Genomic DNA, 22809 nt, shown 5'->3' on the forward strand with positions numbered 1-22809 from the left:
CCTTAGGCAGTGGCTTTTTGCATGGCATTTTGCATGCTCTCTGCTGGTTTTAACGCTGGTTTTAACCGCGGTTTTCGCCGAAAACTTCCAAGTCTTCCGGTGCACCGGCGACAATAATCTGATCCCCAGCAGATAATGCACTGACATTATCAACAGGTTGCCACATACCTTGAGCTGGCCGAATAGAAACCACCCGTACCCGGAAACGCTGCCACAATTTTTGCGCATCAATGGGCTTACCCAGCATTGATGCAGGAGGCGAAAGCTTGATCATGCCGTAATCCTCATCAAATTGCGCAAAGTCTTTAAAGCGTCCACCAATTAGGTGGGCCACGCGACGGCCGGTATCACGCTCAGGGCGCACCACATTATGAACCCCAACCTGGGTAAGGATCTTGGCATGAGCATCAGAGTCAGCCTTCGCCCAAATATTTGGCACTTCCAAATCAACCAGGTTGGAAGCTGTTAGAACGGAAGCCTCCAACGATGAGCCAATGCCTAGAACCACACGTTCCACCTCGTGCACACCAAATTGGATGAGGGTTTCGCGGTCGGTGGTATCACCTGTGGCGGCATCAGCCAAGAAGGTCGAGCACTCTTGAACCAGGCGTGCATCAGAGTCCATTCCCAGTACTTCCACGCCATGCAGTGAGAGTTCTTCGGCCAGTGAGGCTCCAAAGCGTCCCAGGCCGAGCACCACCACTGGTGGAATATCGATGCGTCCGCGGATGCGATTTTGGCGATTTACATTAACCAATGAATGGCCTTTCTTCGGGGTATTCGAAACGTCGGGAGCTATTTCGGGCAGCTAATGCCACCACCAGGGTGACTGGTCCAATACGTCCCAAATACATGACAAAACAGAGAATTACTTGAGAAAAATCGCTGAGGGCTGCGGTAATTCCGGTGGAAAGACCCACCGTTGCAAAGGCGGAAATTACCTCAAAGATTACTTGATCCCCCGTCATTTCCGGGTTCAAAATTCGCAACGCACCCACTGCCAATGTCACCAAGGTCAGGCTGAGGGCTGCAACTGCAAAGGCCTGTCGGACTACTGGTTGGCCAATGGTGCGATGGCTAATGGTGGCATTTTTATTACCACGAACCTCCGCCATGATGACTGCAAAAAGCACTACAGCAGTGGTGATTTTGATACCACCAGCAGTACCTGCAGATCCACCACCAATAAACATCAGCAGATCCGTGCCCATCAAGGTGACCGGATGGAATTGCGCATAGTCAAGAGAGTTAAAACCGGCAGTTCTAGGGGTGACACCTTGGAAAAATGCCGCCAAAAGTTTGGTGCCCCAGGGTAGGCCAGCGAGGGTGTTGCGCCATTCAAAAATCAGCACCATAAAAAATCCTACGGCGATCAACACTGCTGAGCCCACCACGGTAATGCGAGTGGTGACAGAAAGGCGACGGTTGCGGTAATGCCTATGTCCGCGCACCATATCCATGCCACGCTTCCATAGTTCGGCAACTACTGGAAAGCCCAGTCCGCCAACAATAAAAGAGGCAGCTAGAGGCAAAATAATCCAGGCATCTCCCACATAGGACATGAGGTTGTCACTACGCAATCCAAATCCGGCATTGTTGAAGGAAGAGATAGCGTGGAAAAACCCATTCCACAGAGCTTCACCAGGGCTCATGTCATATTTTTGCCAGAACCTCAATCCGGTAATAGCGGTGACGATAGCTTCGCTGACCACCAAAATAAGTAGGGTGACCAGCAGCGTCCTACCAATATCGCCGGTGTTAAGCGAACGGTTTTCAGCGAGAGTATTCCGGCGGGCGCGCAGCCCAATCCTGCCGGTGACCAGCATGCCCGCCAAGGCAGTAAGGCTCATAATGCCAAAACCACCAGCTTGGATAAGCCCTGCAACAATGAATTGGCCGAGGCCACTCCAATAGCTGCCGGTATCAACAACCACCAGTCCCGTCAGAGTGACGGCGGAGGTTGCGGTAAAAAAGGCAGTTAGCAATTCCGCCCGATCCCCGCTCACAGTGGCAATAGGCAAGCTGAGCAGTCCAGTTCCGACAGCTATGAGAAAGATAAATCCGATCACCACGGTTTGAGGTGGTGAGAAGTTAAAACTTCTTTGCCGCCGGAAGCGGTCTAAGAGTCGATTTTGGCTTAAGTGCACCGCGCTGATGGTAGTCCTATAAATGATCACTGCCAATACTTATTGGACACTAATTATGTATTGGGTTATTTTTCTAGGGCAAAACGTGAGGTAGCCACAAAATCACGAAAAACCTCCACCGCCGGCGCGGGTCCTGCATCCAAGCGCCACACCAGGCCTAAATCCCGAAAAGCCTCCGGCTCCAGGGGTCGCAATACAATCCCCACGGTGGGCAAATAGGGATCATCAAGGGGCACAATGCCCACTCCCAATCCCGCGCTGACCAGGCCCGCAACCGTGGTTAACTCCATGGATTCAAAAACCACCTGGGGTACAAAACCGGCCTGTGCAGCAAGTAAATCCATAAGCAAGCGCGTTCCAAATCCCACCCGCATGGCTACGAAAGGTTCATCTTTGGCCTCGCGTAAATCAATTGGGCCATCGCCTACCAACGGATGCCCTTCCGGGACTGCCAGTGCCAAACGCTGTCGCAAAAGTGGCACCCAACCGAGCTTCTCACCAACATCCACAGGTCGCGGGCCTACCAAAGCCAAATCTGTCTCATCCGCCAACACTCGATCAACCAAATATGTGGCTGCAGCCTGGTGTAATTGAAACTCCACCTGCGGATGTTCCCCGCGGAAAGTTCTAATCAGCTCTGGCACCATCCAGGTACCCAAAGAATGCATAAAGTCCAACCGAATTGTGCCACGTTCCGGATCCATCAAGCGCTTAATCTCAGTGTTTGCAGCCTCCACCTGCGCCAAAATTGTGCGCGCATGCGCATAAAAAGCATAACCGCGCTGGTTAAGCACCAGGGTGCGCCCGGCGCGATCAAAAAGTGCGGTTCCAACGTGCTTTTCGACGCGACCGATGCGCCTGGACAAAGTTGGCTGTGGAAGCCCCATACGATCAGCAGTCTCACTTAAATGCCCGGAAGCTGCTACCTCAATAAAGCTGCGGATATCCACAATTCTTAAATCTTGACCCTCAAAGACCATGCCCATAGCCTATATGCACAAAATGCATGGAAAATAGTGATTTTGAACATTTTACTAATACTTTTTTGAGGCGCATGATGGTTTCCATGAGTCAGGTGCAGGAAAAACTACAGGTCCCATCCACTGGAATCAGCCGTGGGACATCCACCTATAAGCGTGCGGTTTTAGCTATTTTGGCCGCCGGTCTTGCCACCTTTAATGCGCTTTACTGCACCCAGGCGTTACTGCCCACCATTACCCATGAACTCAATATCTCCCCCAGCCAATCAGCACTGACAATTTCAGCAACCACTGGAATGTTGGCCTTGTGCATCGTGCCGGCCTCAATTTTGTCGGAGAAATTTGGACGTTCCAAAGTCCTTATTACTTCATTAACTTTGGCCGTTTTGGTGGGCCTCATCCTGCCTTTTGTCCCCAATATCGCAACACTAATTGCGCTGCGTGGCCTCCAAGGTGCTCTCTTAGCCGGAACCCCAGCTGTTGCCATGACCTGGCTTGCCGAGGAGATCAATCCCAAAGATTTAGGCCACGCGATGGGAGTTTATATCGCTGGCAATACCGTGGGCGGACTTATGGGGCGCATGATTCCTGCTGGTCTTTTGGAAATTACACATTGGCAAAACGCACTTTTGGGGAGCTCCCTGGCAGCACTTGTCTTCGGATTAATCATGGTGCTTTTATTGCCTGCCCAACAGAACTTTCATCCAAAGAAGATCACCCTCAAGCGCGAGTTAAACGCCATGGCCACACACTGGAAAAATCCTCGGCTCGCCCTCCTTTTCGCAGTAGCTTTTGTGGCCATGGGCAGCTTTGTTTCGCTGTATAACTATCTTGGCTTCCGTATGATTCACCAATTTGGACTCAGTGAAGTGCTGGTGGGAGCAGTATTTTTGATGTATCTCTCCGGCACTTGGAGCTCCACCCAAGCCGGAAAATTGAGGGACAAATTAGGCAATGGCCCTGCAGCTATCTTCCTCACCCTGACCATGTTGCTGGCGCTGGCTGGTTTGAGTATTAATAATCTCTGGACCACCATCATCTCCCTCTTTGCATTTACCGCAGCATTTTTCGCCTTGCATTCCAGTGCTTCAGGTTGGGTGGGACTAATTGCCACCACAGATCGTGCCGAGGCCTCCAGCATGTACCTTTTTTGTTATTACCTGGGTTCTTCACTTATTGGTTGGGTATCTGGAATTATCTTTAGTTATCAATCCTGGGTTGTATTTATCGCCTGGTTGGGGCTGCTTATCTTGGGGCTCCTGGCCATCACAATTGCCTTGGCCAAATTAGAAAAACAGCGTTTGGCTAAATCTGTAATCGCCGCGGTCTAATGTTTAATACATGGGAACATCGCCACGGACTATAGCTTCCACAGAAGCTAAGTGGAGCAAACAAACCTGGCATAGAAAAGCCACCAAACCGGTCACACTATGGCTGTTGGCATTGGTGATAGCAGGACTTATTCACCCTTTGCTTCCAGAGTTTCGCTGGGTACTCATCCACCTCTTCACACTGGGAGCCATCACCAATTCCATTGTTGTGTGGTCACAGTACTTCACTGAGAAGCTCCTAGAACTCCACATTCCCGATTCTCAACGCGGGCCTCAGCTCCTTAAAATCCGCATACTTAATGCTGGAATTATTGTCACGCTGGCCGGGCAGCTACTTTCCCAAGCATTTGCACAGCACTGGATCATCACCTCCCTGGGCGCTTTGTTGATTAGTGGTGCACTGCTCTGGCATGCGCTTTCCCTCGCCCAGCAGCTTCTGAAAGCACCCCCAGGTCAGCGCTATCGCGGCGCCATTGTTGCCTATGTTGCCAGTGCTAGCTGTTTACCTTTTGGCGCGCTAGCTGGTGGTTTCTTAGCCAAGGAGTTATCCAATACCGGGCAGGAGCGGGTGGTTTTAGCCCACGTCATTATTAATATTTTGGGCTTTGTGGGCTTTGCAGCCTTGGGTTCTTTGACATTTCTTTTTGGGCGTGTTTGGCACACCGCACCATCCAAGGATTACACGCGTTTTTCTGTGGCACTGATGGTTCCTAGCTTGCCCATTATGGTGGCTGGGGCATTATTTAATCAAGGCTACGTGGCAGCAGCTGGGCTCATACTCTATACATTCGCCTGGTTGCTGGGGATTTTTAGCTGGGCTCGCATTGTGTTGGAAGCTTGCCAGGATCCAGGAGATCGCATTAACTTCGCGGCAGCATCGGTAGCAACGGCACCGCTGTGGTTGCTCGGCAGCCTGATATACCTGATTATCCAAACATTGAGCCATCCCGATACGCTCTTTCACCTGAGCCCACCCACTTTGGCCTTGCTTATTGGATTTGGTGCGCAGTTACTTTTTGGTGTGATGAGCTACCTTCTGCCTGCAACAATGGGCGGGGGCGAGGCTGCCATTAGGACTGGAACCTATCGGGTTAATGTGGCCGGACTTTTTAGATGGACACTACTTAATGGTGGATTGCTCATTTGGCTGAGCACGGAAAACTCTTGGCTGCGGGTTTGTGCGTCCTTGCTCAGCATCGGTGCACTCGTTGCTTTTATTCCGCTGCTTGCAACGGCGGTCAAAGCCCAACGTGGTGTTATCACCAAAAAGCGCACCGCCGCTCCCCTCCAAGAACGTTCGCACTTTAACCAGATCACGGCGGGGATCTCGTTATTAGCGCTGCTTATCGCCTGTTTTGGCGGGCTCAACCTCGATAGCTCAAACTCCAGCACCACCATCAACACCCCTGCCCCCGGCGAGCTTAATGATAATACCTATGCAATCACTATCTCTGCTGGAAACCTCATTTTCACCCCCAAGATTATTGAGGTCCCCGCTGGCGCCATTTTGGAGGTCACTCTGGTTAATGAGGACACCATGGTTCATGATCTGAAATTTGCCAATGGGGTGCGCACCGGGCGAGTGGCTCCGGGTGAAAAAGCCACAGTCACAGTCGGCCAAATCACCACGGATATGGAAGGGTGGTGCACTATCGCAGGCCACCGTGCGCAGGGCATGGTGCTCAACGTGCGGGTTCAGGATCCCAACACCGGCGCAGAAAGCGCACCCTGACGCAACCAATGACGAATCGCGGCGGTGGCTCGACAATCATCGCCGTTATAACTAAGCAGCTGAGCCCGTGCAGCTTCTGCTTCGGCATCGGGAGTAGTAGCTGCAATGAGGAAAGCATGCAGGCTGTCTTCGCCTGCAAAATCCTCTTCCTCCCAGTGGAAACCAGCAGCTGGCGCCAGTTGTTTTAGGCCTAAACCGCCAGGTCCCACTAGTTGGGAACGGGCCACCGCAAACATGTCATTCCAGCGGTCTGAGCTGATGAAGTCACGGACTTCTTCCTCACTGGGCACCCCTTTGACCTTGCCATAAAAGCGGCGGGCGGTGGATAACATCCAGTGGTTTTCACCATTGCTGGCATAACAAAAAACGCCGAAGGTTTGTCCCTCTTGGTGGGCTTTATCCCGACGCGAACGTAACCAGGTCCAGAATTTGGCAAAGTTTTCACCTTCGGCTGCTTCACCAAGACCAGACCAAATGACAAAAGGTCGGTATTCTTCACCATCAAAAGTGCCCCATAAATAGGCGCCAAGGTCCAGGTAGGCTTCTACGTCAACATCAATTTCCACATCAAAACGCGGTGCTGCGGTGCGCGCTACGCGGCGCAGCACCGGGATTTCGGCGCGCCAAGCCTGCGCAATGTGGGAGATATCGCCCAGGGAGGCGTCGATAAGTGCCTGTGTGGTGTTGATTCCTTGCTCACGGTAGATATCGGCACGGTCACCAGAAAGAAAGAGGCTGATGTCATCGGCGGCACGCAGTTCGGGTTCACAGTGGGACCAAAAGCGGCAGCTGGCGCATTCTTTAACCCGGCGCGGCCCAGTTGACGGAGGTTTAAGCAGGGCGCGGATGGTAGCGGGTGCGTAACGGGAGACATCAATAAGATAAGCCCATTCACGATCTTGGCCGATCACACCACCTAAATTGGTGGAGGGTGCACATCCCGCGGCCTCCAACCCCATCAACGCTAGGGTCAAACGATAGCCATCAATGGTGTGGTGGCGCGGGGCGGCGTGCACTTCTAAAGCGTGGCCCATGCCCAGCCGCGTGGTTGCCAGTGCCAGCATGGTGCGGTGTGGGTTGGGTCGAGCCACGCGGTGGTTGCTCACCATAATGGGTGTATAACTACCGTCTGCATTTCGCACCAGCAGATCGGCGGTAACTTGCCATTCGACGCCCTCTAAAACACCACTAAACACCGCACCGGTGATTAAAGTTGCCTGCACGGCTAAGGCTTCGAGGGTGTCAAATTCCGCCAATTCAGCAGCGGAATCTAGGTCAATTCGCACAAAGGGAACACGCCCGCGCTTTACTGGTTGTACAGGAACTCGATTAAGCACCTCGCTCAAACCAACCTGTCTGCGCACCCTACGCTGCACCGTTGCCTCCAAAGGCTGCACCTCAGGGAAGCGTTGGCGCTGCACCTGACGGTATCTACAACCCACCAGATCACTGGGGGTTAAGCGCGGTGTTTGTTCCGCTTCTGAGCTTGACGAGTGCATTGTTCCCACAATGACATGAGCTTATTGCAATATCGTGGGTAAAGTTGAATCGAGAAGTCGAGAATAAGCCGACAGCAGAAAGAGTTGAGATTAAAAAATGGGCATCTTTGAAAAGGTTCGTGCAGCCAGGGCCAAGACCAAGGCCGAGATCAAAGCAGCAGAGCTGAAGGTTAAAACCGAAGCTAAAAATAAGGCAAAGCTCGATCTAAAGCGCGAAAAGCTCCTGGTACAGGCAGAAAAGAATCTGCTTAAGGCTGAGGAGAAAGGCCTGAAAAAGCGCAATAAGCATGAGCTGAAGATGGCAAAGAATATTCTGGAGCAAAAGCGCCAGGGTCGCCTCAACAAGGATAAGGTCAAGCGTTGGACCGGCACCGCGCGTTTGCTTGCGCCTTTGCTGCTGCCTGTTTTTTATCGCGTTTCCACCGAGGCTCGCAACCAGATTGTGAAGACCAAGGCTAGCCGCGCTGGCGTTACCCCAGAGCAGCTTGCCCAGTTTGCAGGCCACTCCGCCGCCCTCAAGGCTCGTATCCAGGGCGTTCGCGAAAACGCTGAGTCCGCAGCTTTGCCACACGGCTTTATCCAAGACGTTAAGGAGCGTCTAGACGAGCTCGAGGCCGCAGCTGAGAACTCCGAATTTATGTCTCCCCAGCAGCGCAATCGCGCACACCAGTCCATCAACCGCGATCTGGCGCAGGTGTCCGATCAGATCCAGGATCGCTTGTTGGACAAATAAAAAATAACGCTTGTCGACGCTGCCCCTCACCGTCTGCGGTGAGGGGCAGGGGGTTGCGTCGATAAGCGTCTTTTTAAAGCAGACCCTGCTCGCGGGCTGATGCGACTGCTGAGGTGCGGGAGCGCACGCCCAATTTGTCATAAATATGGACCAGGTGGGATTTCACCGTGGCCTCGGAAAGGAAAAGAATCCGGCCGATATCGCGGTTGGAGGAACCACTTGCCACCAGCTTTAATACCTCTAGCTCGCGGGGAGTCAACGAGGTTTTGGGGGTGCGCACCCGCGTCATCAAGCGGTTTGCCACAATCGGAGACAGCGTGGAATCGCCCTCCGCAGCTGAACGTACCGCGGCGAGGAGCTCTGCCGGTGGGGCATCTTTAAGCAGGTAGCCGAGTGCACCCGCTTCAATAGCACCCAAAATATCGGCATCGGTGTCATAGTTGGTGACAACCAAGACCCGTGGTGGGTTTTCAATATTGCGCTTAATCGCAGCGGTAGCATCAGCACCGGTGGACACCTGAGTGCCCTGTACACCGGGCCCAAAACGCAGATCCATCAAGATCACATCAATTCCGCCTTCATGGGCTGCTTGAACAGCGCCCTCGGCGGTGGAAACCTCCCCCACAACTTCGATGTCAGCTGCGCTTTCTAGAACAGCTCGGAGGCCGAGCCGGACAATCTCATGGTCATCAGCGAGCAAGACACGGATCATGGTGTGAACAAAGTCCTTCCCAATGGATTATCACCCCGGCGCGAAATGCCGAAGCTTTACCTTCAAGAGTGTAGGTGGGTAGATCAGTCGTACTTTAGTCTAGCCATAGCCTTCAACAGTTGGAGAATTCCCTCCATTGTTAGTTGGCATCTACCGGCAGTGCTACTGACACCGCAGTGCCCTGCCCATAAGCCGATTCCACCACTACTTCTCCATTTAATTCCCGCGCACGCTGATGCAGCGCACTAAGCCCAATATGGCCCAAACCTGCAGGTTGAGCGCGTACTTGCTCCGGATCAAAGCCCACTCCATCATCCACCACATCTAAGCGCACTTCATTTTCCTCATAGGTTAAGGTGACATGGCAGTTTTTAGCCTCTGAGTGTTTTGCCACATTGGCAATGGCTCCCTGAGCAATACGCAACAGCGTGGCCTCTGTCTTCATGGGCAATTGACGTACATCTCCATCCACATTGATAACAAAGTGAATGCCCAAAAGAGGCTGGGTGACGCGGTGTAGTGCATCTTCCAAAGAAGTCTGCGAAAGCGCTGCTGGCTGCAAAGCCGCAATCATGGCGCGAGCTTCACTGAGGTTATCGGAGGCGGTATTACGCGCCAATCGGATCTTGTCCAGTGCCGCAGCATGGGGATTTTCCACTTCATCCTTTGCCAAGATCTCTTGCTCGGCTACATGCAGCAGCATCTGAATAGAGGACAGACCCTGCGCCACGGTGTCATGGATTTCATGGGCGATTCTTTGACGCTCGGCTGCAATACCGGCGTTTCTTTCTGTCTCTGCCAGCTGCGAACGGGTTTCAATGAGCTGATCAATAAGCTCCTGTTTTTCATTATTAACCCGCCACAAGGTGCGGAAAGCATAATCAATGGCGATGGACACAATGGCAGATACCGCAGGTCCCATCACACCACCCACAGTCAGCCCATTGGGATACTGGCTGGCAATTGCGATAGACGTAGCACCAATAACCGCAATAATGCCGCGTACATCGGGCATCACCTGCAGATACAGGAAAAACAGGGGGAAGAGCATATAGATGGAGATCGGCACAATGGGCACCATGATGATCCACACCAAAGTCAGCAAAAACAGCCAGGCCAACTGCATGGGGTGGCTAATATCAACCCGCTTGGACGATCCCCAAAAGTATAAAAATCCCCAGGCCAGCAGCAATACACAAGCCAAGGCAAAAAGCGGCAGCGATAAGCGCGCGGAGGCACCTAGTCCCACCACCAGCAAGGTTGCGGTCATAATGTGGATGCTATTGCGATAACTCATAGCACCTGGCTGGCCACCGCGCTTTGCCAAATTTTCAACATCAAGTTCATTGCGCATGGATACCCGCTTAGGATCTAGGCTTGACTGCATGCGTCGTACATTACCCATTTCCGCGTTCAGCTCCATCATGCTGGCCACCGTTATGGCAAGTTGTTCCAGCCCCGCACCAGAAACCTCCGCCACTGCCACTCCCGCAGCCCCCGTGACGCCGGCGGAAGTCACGGACGGGGTGGGCGTCGATAAGCTGCCCTTTGATGCGATGCCCACCGTCGCGCGCGAGGCCCAGGTTGCCTGCCCCTACCTGGATACCGAGTGGGTGGCCGAAACCAACGGCCAGCGCGTCACCGGTTACGGCACCGACGAGAGCTTTTCGACGCCTGCTTGCGTCTATTATTCTTTCCCCGAAGAACCCCAGCTCACCGTGATCGTCCGCGAAATGGACTCAGTTGCTGAAGCCACCCAGGTTGTCGACTGGGCAGCTCCAATCGATTCCACCGAACCTGCCGAAGAACCCGCAGGTTGGTCAGGTGGCCGTGGCGGCGGACAAGGCCAGGGTGCGCTTTATGCCGTCTCCAAAAACAACACCGCGGTGGTGGTTTTTAGCAACCAAGAACAATCCCTCAAAGCCCAATTAGTGGCCGAGGAAGTAATCAAAAACCTGGGCCTTTAAAAAGCCACATCGTTATAAGGCATGAGGGTTGATACCCATGGGAAGACAAATTCCATCAGCCCAAAAAACACCACAGCCAGCAGTCCCAGCACAATAAGCAATTTTAGAAACCAGGGTCCAGGCAGATAATGCCACAAAAGGGAATACATTTAATTGCTCTCCAATACTGCTGGGGTGCTGCCCTCTGTCTTAGGAACTTCTTCCACCAACATGCCGTGCACAATCATGCGCTGGGCATTAGAAAACTGCGGATGGCACGTGGTCAAGGTAATCAAAGATTCCGCATCCGGAGCCACCGTGGTGTCTGTGGTCTCCGCAATGCCAGGATTCGGATAAGTGACCTCAATATGATCCGGGGTAGTAATCATTCGCCCTTGCACATAGGCATAATCACCGCTGCTCATGCGCTGCACCTGCGTCTCATTAAAACACTGCGTGGCCTCTGCCTGCCGCGATTGGGCATCCGTACTCATGGGCATCACTCGATAGACATCCCAAGAATCATAAGTCTCAATAACAATGGCATCACAGACATTAAGATTTCCCAGATCATTAAAAGGCGCGCCCTTGCCCACACGGTGGCCAGCTACTGCAAAGTTGCCTGCCTCGCCCGGCATTTGAGAATTCACATAACGGCCAGGCCCCGCCAAAAGATCCTCCTCGCTGGTGCCCTCCACTACAGCAAAGTTAAAATCCGAACCAAAACTTGGGATATACAAGCGCGCAAAAGCCTCACCCAATTCCGGATTGAGCTGTTGGCGCGGATTAGCCCTTTGTTGATTCCATCGCTCATCAAGCTCAGTGCCAGCGACCTCTTGCTTCTGACCAGCTTCCAAATTAGTCCAATAAGCCTCATAAAATGCAAAAAGAAGGGCAAGAACTCCAATGGTTAAAAGCAGCTCACCAAGGATGTGGGAGAAACTAATCCGAGGCCTTTTCCCCCGACTTTTCCCATGTCGGGGGCACTGCGCATCAGTATGATCAAGCGTTTTGGTCATCTTCACAATATCTTTTTAAGGGGTCTGAGTATTTAGGTACCCAATGAATACTGCACGTACCATGAACTAGGTGCAATAGAGACGAGGTCTTCGTGGGAAATTGTACCCCTGCTCAACTCACTTTCTCTTGTGAATTTGTGGCCCTTTTAGGCTGTCCAGAAAGGCGAACACGATAGTGCTCGATATTTTGATTTATCCGGTGTCCGGTGTGATGAAGCTGTGGCACCTTTTATTACACAATGTCATCGGTATGGACGATTCACTAGCGTGGTTTTTGTCCCTCTTTGGCCTCGTGATCACCATCCGTGCCATCATCGCGCCATTTACCTGGACGATGTTTAAAGCTGGTCGCAATACCAGTCAGCTCCGCCCCAAACGAGCAGCAATCGAAGCTGAATACGCCGGCAAACACGATGAAGCCTCCATTCGCGAGATGCAAAAGCGCCTCAAAGACCTCAACAAAGAGGAAGGTGTGAACCCTTTTGCGGGTTGTGTGCCAGCGCTGATTCAAACCCCGGTGATTATTGGTCTCTATTCAGCGCTGATTCAAATGGCGCGACCTGAAGGTGGACTAGAAAATCCGATTCTGCAACCAGTGGGCTTCTTATCTACCGCGGAAGTGCAGTCTTTCCTCGACGGGCGCATTAATAACGTCCCCCTGCCAGCTTATGTATCCATGCCCGCTGAGCAATTGGCGTACTTGGGAACCACCAAGGCTGAAGTCCTGGACTTTGTACTGCCACTATTTATTACCGCAGCCATCCTGACCGCCATCAACATGACGATCTCTTTGATGCGCAGCTACCAGACCAATAACTTTGGCTCCGGCTTTTCCAATGGCCTCTTCAAAGTCATGGTTGGACTATCCATCATTGCCCCGATCTTCCCGCTTTCTTTGGGGCTAACCGGACCTTTCCCCACGGCAATCGCACTTTATTGGGTAAGTAACAACTTCTGGACCTTCGCCCAAAATGCAATTATGACCCTAATTCTGCACAAGAAATACCCGTTGACCGAGGAGTTCAAACAGCACCAGCGGGTGCAGCGCGAGCAATACCGTGCCGAGCTTAAAGAGAAAAAAGAGTTCCTTAACGCCCGTCGCAAAAACCGCGTGCTGATGGTCTTGCAACCTTGGAGATCTAGCGAACTGCATTCCGAGAATGTGTCAATGACAAATGCTCGCAATGAAAAAATCAATGAAGAGAAAGCCACCCGCAAAGCAATCGTCGAAAAGCGCCGTGAAACCCAGCGTGAAATGAACCGCGCCTCGATGGAAAAGCTCAAGCAGCGCCGCGCTGAAGTGCGGGCTAAGAAGAAGGCCGGTCCGCGACACGCGGCCTCCGACAGCGGCAGCAGTAGCAGCAATGTCTCAGTGGATTCCGCGATTGACTCAGACCGCCGAGCCCATGATTCCTCTTATGATGGCCCCTCAGATGCCGGAAGCTCCAGCAGTGATGGAGGCGGTGGAGACTCCGGTGGCGGAGACTAAATCGAGTAGTCAGCTGGCGGAGCAGAGAGCAGCTGCTTAGCCAGTTCGCGCGCAGTTTCTAGCGGTCCAATATTTTGCACCAGACGAGAACCAGCCAGGCCACCGTCAAGGAAAACCAGCAGTTGGTTGGCCTGAGTAGTCCCCGGATAGCCATTCTTAGCGGTCAGCAGGTCAGTGAGGGTTTGGTGACACCACTTACGGTGCTCCATCACTGCAGCCACAATGCCTTTTTCACTATCGGATTCGGGGCGTGGGTATTCATTGGCAGCATTTTGGAAATGAGAGCCACGGAAGCCCTTTACAGGTTCTTCTGCAATACACTGATCAAAGAACCCGATGATCTTATCTTCAGGATCTTTAAGAGCATCAGTGCGCTCATGCCAGTCCTCGCGCCACTTTTGGTCGAGGTGCTCCAAATATGCAATCACGAGGGCGTCTTTAGAACCGAAAAGAGAATAGAGACTCGCTTTAGCAACATCTGCTTCACGGAGAATGCGATCAATGCCGATGACACGAATTCCCTCGGTGGTAAACAGGTGTGTTGCGCTATCGAGTAGTCGCTGACGGGGGCTTGGTCGATTGCGACGACGACTTGCCCCGGCACTCGTTTTACTCTTGCCTGAAGCGGTGGCAGCCAAGGTTGGCCACGTCCTTTCGGTTGTTAAGACACTTGTTAAGACACTGTGGTGCAGGAAGATTTCCTACGGTTGAAAACTTACCTCTTAACAATATAGACAAACTGGTTTGTATAGTTTTAATCTACAGGCCAGTACAGGAACTTTTCTAGTTCTGGGTGACAAACTTTCACAATGGAAAAAGTGGCTGTGGCACTTGAGATTTCTCTCAAGTGCCACAGCCACTTCTTTATATTTTGTCACTGATTGTTAAAACCAGTGCCTCACTGTTATTTCTTTGCGCGATTAAAGAACTGCACGATGGTAAGCAGAATAACTGCACCAATCAAGCAGGTGATGAAGCTGAAGATCCAGCCAGCGCCAGCAACGTCAACGCCGAAGAGGCTGAGCAGGAAGCCACCGAGCAGACCGCCGATGATACCAACAACGATATTTAGCAGAAGTCCTTGCTGAGCATCAGTGCCCTTGATCTTGGAGGCAATCCAGCCAGCAAGTCCACCAATAATGATCCATGCAATCCAACCAAGTCCGAGTGTCATAATGTTTCTCCTTCGTAAGATACTGCGATTTCAGGTGAAGATTTTCTACACAACGCATAGTATCTTAATGGATATAGATTTATTGTGCATCTTTACTTATGGGTTTTGGCAGTATTGTTATGCAAAAGATTTAAATAGTTAATGCTCTATTTCCCCTCTTAGCTGGGAGGAAATAGAGCATTAACTATTTTGAAGCTTTTTTGGCTGGTCACTGAATTTTTTAGAATAAAAACTTAAATTAAGCCTAATTTAGACCCAAGATAAGCCTAAATTTAACCTTAGTTTAGGCTTAAAAACTCGGCCATAATCCTTATTTGGTACCTGCTGACGGCGAAGCGGGAGCCGAAGCTCCCGGAGCACCTTTAAACACTCTTAAGCGCTTTGTGGACGAACTACCATCATTGGGCATGGAGCGGACTGCAGCAAGGCGCGAGAGGTGGAACCAAGCAGCATGCCCTTGAATCCACCACGGCCGTGGGATCCAACAACCAAAAGCTGAGCACCCTCGGAAGCTTCTGCCAGCGCACGTACTGGACGATCACGGGTGATAACCTTCTTCACCTGAACATCTGGATACTGCTCAACGAGTGGAGCCAAACGCTCAATCAGGAGGTTGGTCTGCTCACGCTCGACATCATCCCACTGCTGTTGCGCAGCTGCAAGGCCAGCTAGGGAAGCCTGCACCTGCATATCCATCCAGGTGTGTACAGCTACCAGCTCAGCACCGCGGGCAGAAGCCTCAGCGAATGCGTACTCGGTTGCCTGCTGGGAGACATCGGAACCATCAACACCGACCACAACTGGGCCGTACTTGGTGGACTCATTAACGGAGCTATCGGCACGAACCACAACAACTGGGCACTTAGCGTGGCTTACAACCGCACCAGAAACAGAACCCATAACCATTCCAGAAAGTCCGCCGAGACCACGGGAGCCCATGACAATCATGGTGACGTCATTGGACATTTCCAGCAGCATATCGATAGGGCTGCCTTCTGCGATGGTGTGGCCGATCTTGATTTCCGGGGCTACCTCGTGCGCAATGTCGCGAGCTTCATTTACCTTCTCCAGTGCCTCTGCCTGAAGGTCATCAAAAAGCTCCTGTGGAGGAACCATTCCTTCTGCGTAAAGGAACTGCGGCATGGTGTAGCTGGAGGCCAAACGGAGTGGAATTCCACGCTTATTGGCGGTATTTGCAGCCCACCGAACGGCTTGCTTTGAAGCATCCGAACCATCTACTGCGACTACTACGATGTCTTCTTTGCTCATCTCGGTCGACCTTTCTCGACTTGTGAATCGCAGTTAACATATAGCCACGATTCATGATCTCTGACGCCTCTTATTGTAGCGCTTATGCCCGGCTCAATGTTCCGGTTAGTACCAGTTTCGGGGGTAAAAACTATGAGTTCTATAACTCACTTTTTTCGAACTCTGACCTGCGCACAAAGCAAGGCCATGCACTAAGCTTTATCAGCTCAATACATGGCCTTGCTACAGCGCGCATAATCGTGATTTGCGCACCTCAGCCCTTAAACTAGAAGGACTAAAACAAATTCCTAGCCGTTGACCACAGGAGCGTCGGCGTTAGCTGGGAACAAAAAGTCAAAAATTGTTCGACCAACTTGGGCGACGATCGCACCGAGGTCAGTAGCAAAAAATTCGATGATTGGGTTGATGAGAAGATTGAAGTCCATGTCCAATAGGGTAGTACAAAAACCTAAGGCAACGGCACCCCTCCCCATTCGAGAGGGCCTCAACCCCTCCCGCGTGCGACTTCCCCTGGAAGTTAACCCCATAAAAGCCATAGATTTTGTGGAATACCTCATTTCCATCCAGCGTCACCGAAACCCTATTGACGACCAAAAAGCTTTAAAAGAGCGTTTCGACGAAAAACTGGTGGTTGATTCTTTAGGAAACCCCTTCTCCCCCGAAGATATGGTTGCTCCTGGCACCGATGTGTGGTTTTACCGCATGCCGGCCTACGAGCGACCAATCCCCTACAAGATCCACATCATTCATGAAGACGATGACATCCTGGTCATCGATAAGCCTCCGTATTTAGCTACGATGCCGCGGGGACGTCACATTACTGAGACCGCCCTGGTGAAAATGCGAGTACAAACCGGCAATAATGACCTCACCCCAGCACATCGCCTCGACCGGCTAACCTCCGGGGTCTTGGTAATGGTGAAAAACCCTGCACTGCGCGGTGCTTTTCAGACGATCTTCGCACGCCGTGAAGCCACCAAAACCTATGAAGCAATTGCCGACTACATTCCCAACCTCATTTCGGATACAGAGCCCACGATCTGGGAATCCCGCATTGAAAAACAGCGCGGCGTAGTCCAAGCTTTTGTTGTTGATGGCCCTGTAAATACCAAGACTCGTTTAGTCTCAGTAACTCCGGTCAGCGACACTGAACAAGCGGAATTAGAAGCTCTCCACGGCCCCTTGGCTCCTCAAGCACGCTATGTGCTTGCTCCAGCAACGGGTAAGACTCACCAGCTTCGCATTCATATGCGTGACTTTGCCGCACCAATCCTGGGAGATCCCCTTTATCCGGTACTCCACGATGTTGACGATGAAGATTACACCACCCCGATGCACCTCATAGCCCGTACCTTGACCTTTGTAGATCCCCGTACCAACGAAGAAACTACTTATACCAGTACCCGGCCTACAGGCAGCCTTTAAAACACAAAAGGAGGGGCTATAGAGCATATTCGCTCTATAGCCCCTCCTTTTAGACATGACTAAAGCCCGTATAACACAACGTGTCATACGGGCTTCAGCGTTTATCTAATTAAGTTTTAGGTCGGCGGTAACCTACTCTCCCACACCCTCCCGAGTGCAGTACCATCAGCGTAACCAGGCTTAGCTTCCGGGTTCGGAACGGGACCGGGCGTTTCCCTGCTACTATCACCACCGACACAACCAACCACCACACCACAAAAAATGATGCGTGTTGTGTCAAATACTGCATAGTGGACGCGAGCAAATCTTTTTGCTATTTTTCGTTACGTTTTGCGTATCACCAACAACCCTAAAGTTGTTTGTGTTTTGTTGTCGGTAAATTAGTACCAGTCACCTCCACACCTTACAATGCGTCCAGATCTGGCCTATCAACCCCATAATCTATAGGGAACCTCAAAAGAAACCTCATCTCGAAACAGGCTTCCCGCTTAGATGCTTTCAGCGGTTATCCCTTCCGTACGTAGCCAACCAGCCCTGCTCCTGGCGGAACAACTGGCACACCAGAGGTACGTCCGTCCCGGTCCTCTCGTACTAGGGACAGCCTTCCTTAAGTTTCAACGCGCGCGGCGGATAGAGACCGAACTGTCTCACGACGTTCTAAACCCAGCTCGCGTGCCGCTTTAATGGGCGAACAGCCCAACCCTTGGGACCTACTCCAGCCCCAGGATGCGACGAGCCGACATCGAGGTGCCAAACCATCCCGTCGATATGGACTCTTGGGGAAGATCAGCCTGTTATCCCCGGGGTACCTTTTATCCGTTGAGCGACACCACAACCACAAGTTGGTGCCGGATCACTAGTCCCGACTTTCGTCCCTGCTCGAGTTGTCACTCTCACAGTCAAGCTCCCTTGTGCACTTACACTCACCACCTGATTACCAACCAAGCTGAGGAAACCTTTGGGCGCCTCCGTTACATTTTGGGAGGCAACCGCCCCAGTTAAACTACCCACCAGGCACTGTCCCCAACCCAGATCATGGGCCAAGGTTAAGACATTCAATCCGATCAGAGTGGTATTTCACCAACGACTCACACACAACTAGCGTCATATGATCGAAGTCTCCCACCTATCCTACACAAACCGAATCAAACACCAATACCAAGCTATAGTGAAGGTCCCGGGGTCTTTTCGTCCTGCCGCGCGTAACGAGCATCTTTACTCGTACTGCAATTTCACCGGGCCTGTGGTTGAGACAGCAGGGAAGTCGTTACGCCATTCGTGCAGGTCGGAACTTACCCGACAAGGAATTTCGCTACCTTAGGATGGTTATAGTTACCACCGCCGTTTACTGGGGCTTAAATTCTCAGCTTCGCCTTTAACAGCTAACCGGTCCTCTTAACCTTCCAGCACCGGGCAGGCGTCAGTCCGTATACATCAACTTAAACGTCTTCGCACGGACCTGTGTTTTTAGTAAACAGTCGCTTCCCTCTATTCTCTGCGACCACCACACGCTCCCACCGCAAAGGTGTTCACCTATGATGGCCCCCCTTCTCCCGAAGTTACGGGGGCATTTTGCCGAGTTCCTTAACCACAGTTCACCCGAACGCCTTAGTATTCTCTACCTGACTACCTGTGTCGGTTTAGGGTACGGGCCGAATATGTACATCGCTAGAGGCTTTTCTCGACAGTACAGGATCACCAACTTCACCCCAAAAGGGCTCTGCATCACGCCTCACACATTAATAGTTGGCGGATTTACCTACCAACAGTGCTACACGCTTACACCACAATCCAATAAGTGGCTTAGCTACCTCACTGCGTCACCCCATCACTTAGCTACTACCAGATCAGGTCCCACGCAAACCACAACCACACATCATCAAAGATGACACATGGAAGCATTCGGGTGGTTAGTATCACTGATTCACCATGGTCGCACACACTCGGGTACGGGAATATCAACCCGTTATCCATCGACTACGCCTGTCGGCCTCGCCTTAGGCCCCGACTCACCCTGGGAAGATTAACTTGACCCAGGAACCCTTAGTCATCCGGCGGATGAGTTTCTCACTCATCATTCGTTACTCATGCCTGCATTCTCACTCGCACACACTCCACAACACCATTACCAGGCTGCTTCAACGCGTGCACGACGCTCCCCTACCCAACAACACAATAAAGTATCATTGCCGCGGCTTCGGCGGTGTGCTTAAGCCCCACTACATTGTCGGCGCGGAATCACTCGACCAGTGAGCTATTACGCACTCTTTCAAGGATGGCTGCTTCTAAGCCAACCTCCTGGCTGTCTTCGCGACCCCACCTCCTTTTCCACTTAGCACACCCTTAGGGGCCTTAGCCGGCGATCTGGGCTGTTTCCCTCTCGACTACGAAGCTTATCCCCCGCAGTCTCACTGCTGTGCTCTGACTTACCGGCATTCGGAGTTTGGCTGATGTCGCTAAGATGTTGGTCCCGCTAAACCATCCAGTAGCTCTACCTCCGGCAAGAAACACACAACGCTGCACCTAAATGCATTTCGGGGAGAACCAGCTATCACGGAGTTTGATTGGCCTTTCACCCCTACCCACAACTCATCCCCTCAGTTTTCAACCTAAGTGGGTTCGCGCCTCCACAAAGTCTTACCTCTGCTTCACACTGGCCATGGGTAGATCACTCCGCTTCGGGTCCAAGACATGCCACTAACACACCCTATTAGGATTCGGTTTCCCTACGGCTACCCCACACGGGTTAACCTCGCGACATGCCGCTGACTCGCAGGCTCATTCTTCAAAAGGCACGCCATCACCCCACAAGTGAGGCTCTGACGGATTGTAAGCACACGGTTTCAGGTACTATTTCACTCCCCTCCCGGGGTACTTTTCACCATTCCCTCACGGTACTAATCCGCTATCGGTCATATCAAGTATTCAGGCTTACCGGGTGGTCCCGGCAGATTCACAGCAGATTCCACGAGCCCGCTGCTACTTGGGAAAAACAACCACACACACCAACTGATCTTCGCGTACAGGACTATCACCTTCTACGGCAGGCGTTTCCACACCACTTCCACTAATCAATTAACCATGTGCCAGTGTCCGGCAGAACACACACGCTGTAACCCCACAACCACCTACATGTAACCCCTGCCGGGTATCACACACATAAGCTTTAGCCATCATCCACGTTCGCTCGCCACTACTAACGGAATCACAATTGTTTTCTTCTCCTACGGGTACTGAGATGTTTCACTTCCCCGTGTAAACCTCCCAACCGGCTATATATTCACCGGCAGGTAACCACACATTACTGCAGCTGGGTTTCCCCATTCGGACATCCTCGGATCAACGCTTAGTTGGCAACTCCCCGAGGCATAACGCAGCCTCTCACGTCCTTCATCGGCTTGATATGCCAAGGCATCCACCGTGTGCTCTTAAAAACAAAACACTAAGACAACACACCAACAAACACTCAAACAAGCATTCATCGTGTGTCACGTTCGGATACACAAAAAAATATACAAAAAATAAAGATGCTCGCGTCCACTATACAGTTCTCACACAACACACCATCACCACCACCAACCACACACAACCGTGCACAATCACTGGATAATCATGATCTGATGAAGAAACAACACATTACATGTCATTTCAGACACCCAACAGCATGCCACCTATTTTTATCTTCCCCCACAGAGAGAAGTGTTTACCACACCAAGGGTCATCTCCACCCGATTAATTTGTGTTGATGGCAACCACACATGGGTTCCAACACCAACAACCCATACAACCCAACAACTGTTGAGGATGAGTTTATTTAAAGCTCCTTAGAAAGGAGGTGATCCAGCCGCACCTTCCGGTACGGCTACCTTGTTACGACTTCGTCCCAATCGCCGATCCCACCTTCGACAGCTCCCCCCTAAAAGGTTGGGCCACTGGCTTCGGGTGTTACCAACTTTCATGACGTGACGGGCGGTGTGTACAAGGCCCGGGAACGTATTCACCGCAGCGTTGCTGATCTGCGATTACTAGCGACTCCGACTTCATGGGGTCGAGTTGCAGACCCCAATCCGAACTGAGGCCGGCTTTAAGAGATTAGCTCCACCTTACGGTGTGGCAACTCGCTGTACCGACCATTGTAGCATGTGTGAAGCCCTGGACATAAGGGGCATGATGATTTGACGTCATCCCCACCTTCCTCCGAGTTAACCCCGGCAGTTTCTCATGAGTGCCCACCATCACGTGATGGCAACATAAGACAAGGGTTGCGCTCGTTGCGGGACTTAACCCAACATCTCACGACACGAGCTGACGACAACCATGCACCACCTGTATACCGACCACAAGGGAAAACGTATCTCTACGCCGATCCGGTATATGTCAAGCCCAGGTAAGGTTCTTCGCGTTGCATCGAATTAATCCACATGCTCCGCCGCTTGTGCGGGCCCCCGTCAATTCCTTTGAGTTTTAGCCTTGCGGCCGTACTCCCCAGGCGGGGCGCTTAATGCGTTAGCTGCGGCACAGAAGACGTGGAAGTCCCCTACACCTAGCGCCCACCGTTTACGGCATGGACTACCAGGGTATCTAATCCTGTTCGCTACCCATGCTTTCGCTCCTCAGCGTCAGTTACTGCCCAGAGACCTGCCTTCGCCATTGGTGTTCCTCCTGATATCTGCGCATTTCACCGCTACACCAGGAATTCCAGTCTCCCCTACAGCACTCAAGTTATGCCCGTATCGCCTGCACGCCCGGAGTTAAGCCCCGGGATTTCACAGACGACGCGACAAACCACCTACGAGCTCTTTACGCCCAGTAATTCCGGACAACGCTCGCACCCTACGTATTACCGCGGCTGCTGGCACGTAGTTAGCCGGTGCTTCTTCTCCAGGTACCGTCAATGTAACTCTTCGTCCCTAGCGAAAGGAGTTTACAACCCGAAGGCCTTCATCCCCCACGCGGCGTCGCTGCATCAGGCTTTCGCCCATTGTGCAATATTCCCCACTGCTGCCTCCCGTAGGAGTCTGGGCCGTGTCTCAGTCCCAATGTGGCCGTACACCCTCTCAGGCCGGCTACCCGTCGACGCCTTGGTAGGCCATTACCCCACCAACAAGCTGATAGGCCGCAGGCTCATCCCACACCGCAAAAGCTTTCCACACACCACCGTAAAGATAGTGTGTCCTATTCGGTATTAGACCCAGTTTCCCAGGCTTATCCCAAAGTGCAGGGCAGATTACCTACGTGTTACTCACCCGTTCGCCACTAATCCACCTAGCAAGCTAAGCTTCATCGTTCGACTTGCATGTGTTAAGCACGCCGCCAGCGTTCGTCCTGAGCCAGGATCAAACTCTCCACAAAA

18 protein-coding genes and 3 rRNA genes are annotated in these 22809 nt (G+C 52.1%); 6 read left to right on the forward strand and 15 right to left on the reverse strand.

The window, feature by feature from the left end; genetic code table 11:
- Positions 1–61: 61 nt before the first annotated feature.
- The 3 genes from H924_RS12445 to H924_RS12455 form a co-directional block, all read right to left on the reverse strand.
- Positions 62–757: a potassium channel family protein gene (locus H924_RS12445; protein WP_015652318.1), complete on the reverse strand. Its 696-nt coding sequence runs from the start codon at positions 755–757 to the stop codon at positions 62–64.
- A complete protein-coding gene (locus H924_RS12450) occupies positions 750–2069 on the reverse strand; it encodes a TrkH family potassium uptake protein (RefSeq protein ID WP_015652319.1) in 1320 nt (439 codons plus the stop codon). Before H924_RS12450 ends, H924_RS12445 begins: the two co-directional genes overlap by 8 nt.
- Positions 2070–2212: 143 nt before the next feature.
- Positions 2213–3133: a LysR family transcriptional regulator gene (locus tag H924_RS12455; protein WP_015652320.1), complete on the reverse strand. Its 921-nt coding sequence runs from the start codon at positions 3131–3133 to the stop codon at positions 2213–2215.
- A gap of 68 nt (positions 3134–3201) precedes the next feature.
- On the opposite strand from H924_RS12455, the gene H924_RS12460 reads away from it, so the two are divergent.
- Together H924_RS12460 and H924_RS12465 are read left to right on the forward strand one after the other, a co-directional pair.
- On the forward strand, positions 3202–4458 hold the full coding sequence (locus H924_RS12460) for an MFS transporter (RefSeq protein ID WP_042393034.1): 1257 nt from the start codon (positions 3202–3204) through the stop codon (positions 4456–4458).
- Between the two features lie 115 nt (positions 4459–4573).
- Entirely contained in the window at positions 4574–6190 is a 1617-nt protein-coding gene (locus H924_RS12465; protein ID WP_245533928.1) for a cupredoxin domain-containing protein, read from the forward strand.
- On the opposite strand, the gene H924_RS12470 is transcribed toward H924_RS12465, so the two are convergent.
- On the reverse strand, positions 6154–7566 hold the full coding sequence (locus H924_RS12470; RefSeq protein ID WP_029702946.1) for a TM0106 family RecB-like putative nuclease: 1413 nt from the start codon (positions 7564–7566) through the stop codon (positions 6154–6156). The genes H924_RS12465 and H924_RS12470 overlap by 37 nt on opposite strands.
- A gap of 220 nt (positions 7567–7786) precedes the next feature.
- Here H924_RS12470 and H924_RS12475 point away from each other — a divergent pair, with 220 nt between their 5' ends.
- Complete coding sequence (locus H924_RS12475) at positions 7787–8422, forward strand: DUF6474 family protein (protein WP_015652324.1); 636 nt, start codon at positions 7787–7789, stop codon at positions 8420–8422.
- Between the two features lie 73 nt (positions 8423–8495).
- Here the strand turns inward: H924_RS12475 and H924_RS12480 are convergent, their stop codons facing one another.
- Together H924_RS12480 and H924_RS12485 are read right to left on the reverse strand one after the other, a co-directional pair.
- Complete coding sequence (locus H924_RS12480) at positions 8496–9134, reverse strand: LuxR C-terminal-related transcriptional regulator (RefSeq protein ID WP_015652325.1); 639 nt, start codon at positions 9132–9134, stop codon at positions 8496–8498.
- Between the two features lie 139 nt (positions 9135–9273).
- A complete protein-coding gene (locus H924_RS12485; RefSeq protein WP_029702944.1) occupies positions 9274–10521 on the reverse strand; it encodes a sensor histidine kinase in 1248 nt (415 codons plus the stop codon).
- Here H924_RS12485 and H924_RS12490 point away from each other — a divergent pair.
- On the forward strand, positions 10520–11101 hold the full coding sequence (locus H924_RS12490; RefSeq protein WP_015652327.1) for a DUF2020 domain-containing protein: 582 nt from the start codon (positions 10520–10522) through the stop codon (positions 11099–11101). The two genes, H924_RS12485 and H924_RS12490, sit on opposite strands and share 2 nt — an antisense overlap.
- Here H924_RS12490 and H924_RS14275 read toward each other — a convergent pair.
- On the reverse strand, positions 11098–11250 hold the full coding sequence (locus H924_RS14275) for a hypothetical protein (protein WP_015652328.1): 153 nt from the start codon (positions 11248–11250) through the stop codon (positions 11098–11100). The two genes, H924_RS12490 and H924_RS14275, sit on opposite strands and share 4 nt — an antisense overlap.
- Positions 11251–12099, reverse strand: a complete 849-nt coding sequence (locus H924_RS12500; RefSeq protein ID WP_015652329.1) for a class E sortase — start codon at positions 12097–12099, stop codon at positions 11251–11253.
- 175 nt (positions 12100–12274) lie between these two features.
- Between H924_RS12500 and yidC the strand changes: the two genes are divergently transcribed.
- Positions 12275–13588, forward strand: coding sequence for a membrane protein insertase YidC (gene yidC / locus H924_RS12505; RefSeq protein ID WP_015652330.1), 1314 nt, complete (start codon positions 12275–12277; stop codon positions 13586–13588).
- Here yidC and H924_RS12510 read toward each other — a convergent pair.
- The 4 genes from H924_RS12510 to H924_RS14400 form a co-directional block, all read right to left on the reverse strand.
- Positions 13585–14226, reverse strand: coding sequence for a TetR/AcrR family transcriptional regulator (locus H924_RS12510; protein WP_015652331.1), 642 nt, complete (start codon positions 14224–14226; stop codon positions 13585–13587). The genes yidC and H924_RS12510 overlap by 4 nt on opposite strands.
- Before the next feature lie 266 nt (positions 14227–14492).
- Positions 14493–14762: a GlsB/YeaQ/YmgE family stress response membrane protein gene (locus tag H924_RS12515; RefSeq protein ID WP_015652332.1), complete on the reverse strand. Its 270-nt coding sequence runs from the start codon at positions 14760–14762 to the stop codon at positions 14493–14495.
- A gap of 372 nt (positions 14763–15134) precedes the next feature.
- Positions 15135–16031 carry a universal stress protein gene (locus H924_RS12520; protein ID WP_015652333.1) on the reverse strand — a complete coding sequence of 299 codons (897 nt, stop codon included), beginning with the start codon at positions 16029–16031 and terminating at the stop codon, positions 15135–15137.
- 287 nt (positions 16032–16318) lie between these two features.
- Entirely contained in the window at positions 16319–16456 is a 138-nt protein-coding gene (locus H924_RS14400) for a hypothetical protein (RefSeq protein ID WP_015652334.1), read from the reverse strand.
- Here H924_RS14400 and H924_RS12525 point away from each other — a divergent pair.
- Positions 16455–17456 carry a pseudouridine synthase gene (locus H924_RS12525; RefSeq protein ID WP_015652335.1) on the forward strand — a complete coding sequence of 334 codons (1002 nt, stop codon included), beginning with the start codon at positions 16455–16457 and terminating at the stop codon, positions 17454–17456. The two genes, H924_RS14400 and H924_RS12525, sit on opposite strands and share 2 nt — an antisense overlap.
- Positions 17457–17575: 119 nt before the next feature.
- Here H924_RS12525 and rrf read toward each other — a convergent pair.
- The 3 genes from rrf to H924_RS12540 form a co-directional block, all read right to left on the reverse strand.
- A 5S ribosomal RNA gene (gene rrf, locus H924_RS12530) occupies positions 17576–17692 on the reverse strand.
- Between the two features lie 124 nt (positions 17693–17816).
- Positions 17817–20898 (reverse strand): 23S ribosomal RNA (locus tag H924_RS12535).
- A gap of 386 nt (positions 20899–21284) precedes the next feature.
- Positions 21285–22808: ribosomal RNA gene (locus tag H924_RS12540) — 16S ribosomal RNA — on the reverse strand.
- The 16S, 23S and 5S rRNA genes sit together here, the layout of an rRNA operon.
- Between the last annotated feature and the right edge of the window lies 1 nt (position 22809).

The sequence above is a fragment of the Corynebacterium callunae DSM 20147 genome, from assembly GCF_000344785.1.
Lineage (GTDB): Bacteria > Actinomycetota > Actinomycetes > Mycobacteriales > Mycobacteriaceae > Corynebacterium > Corynebacterium callunae.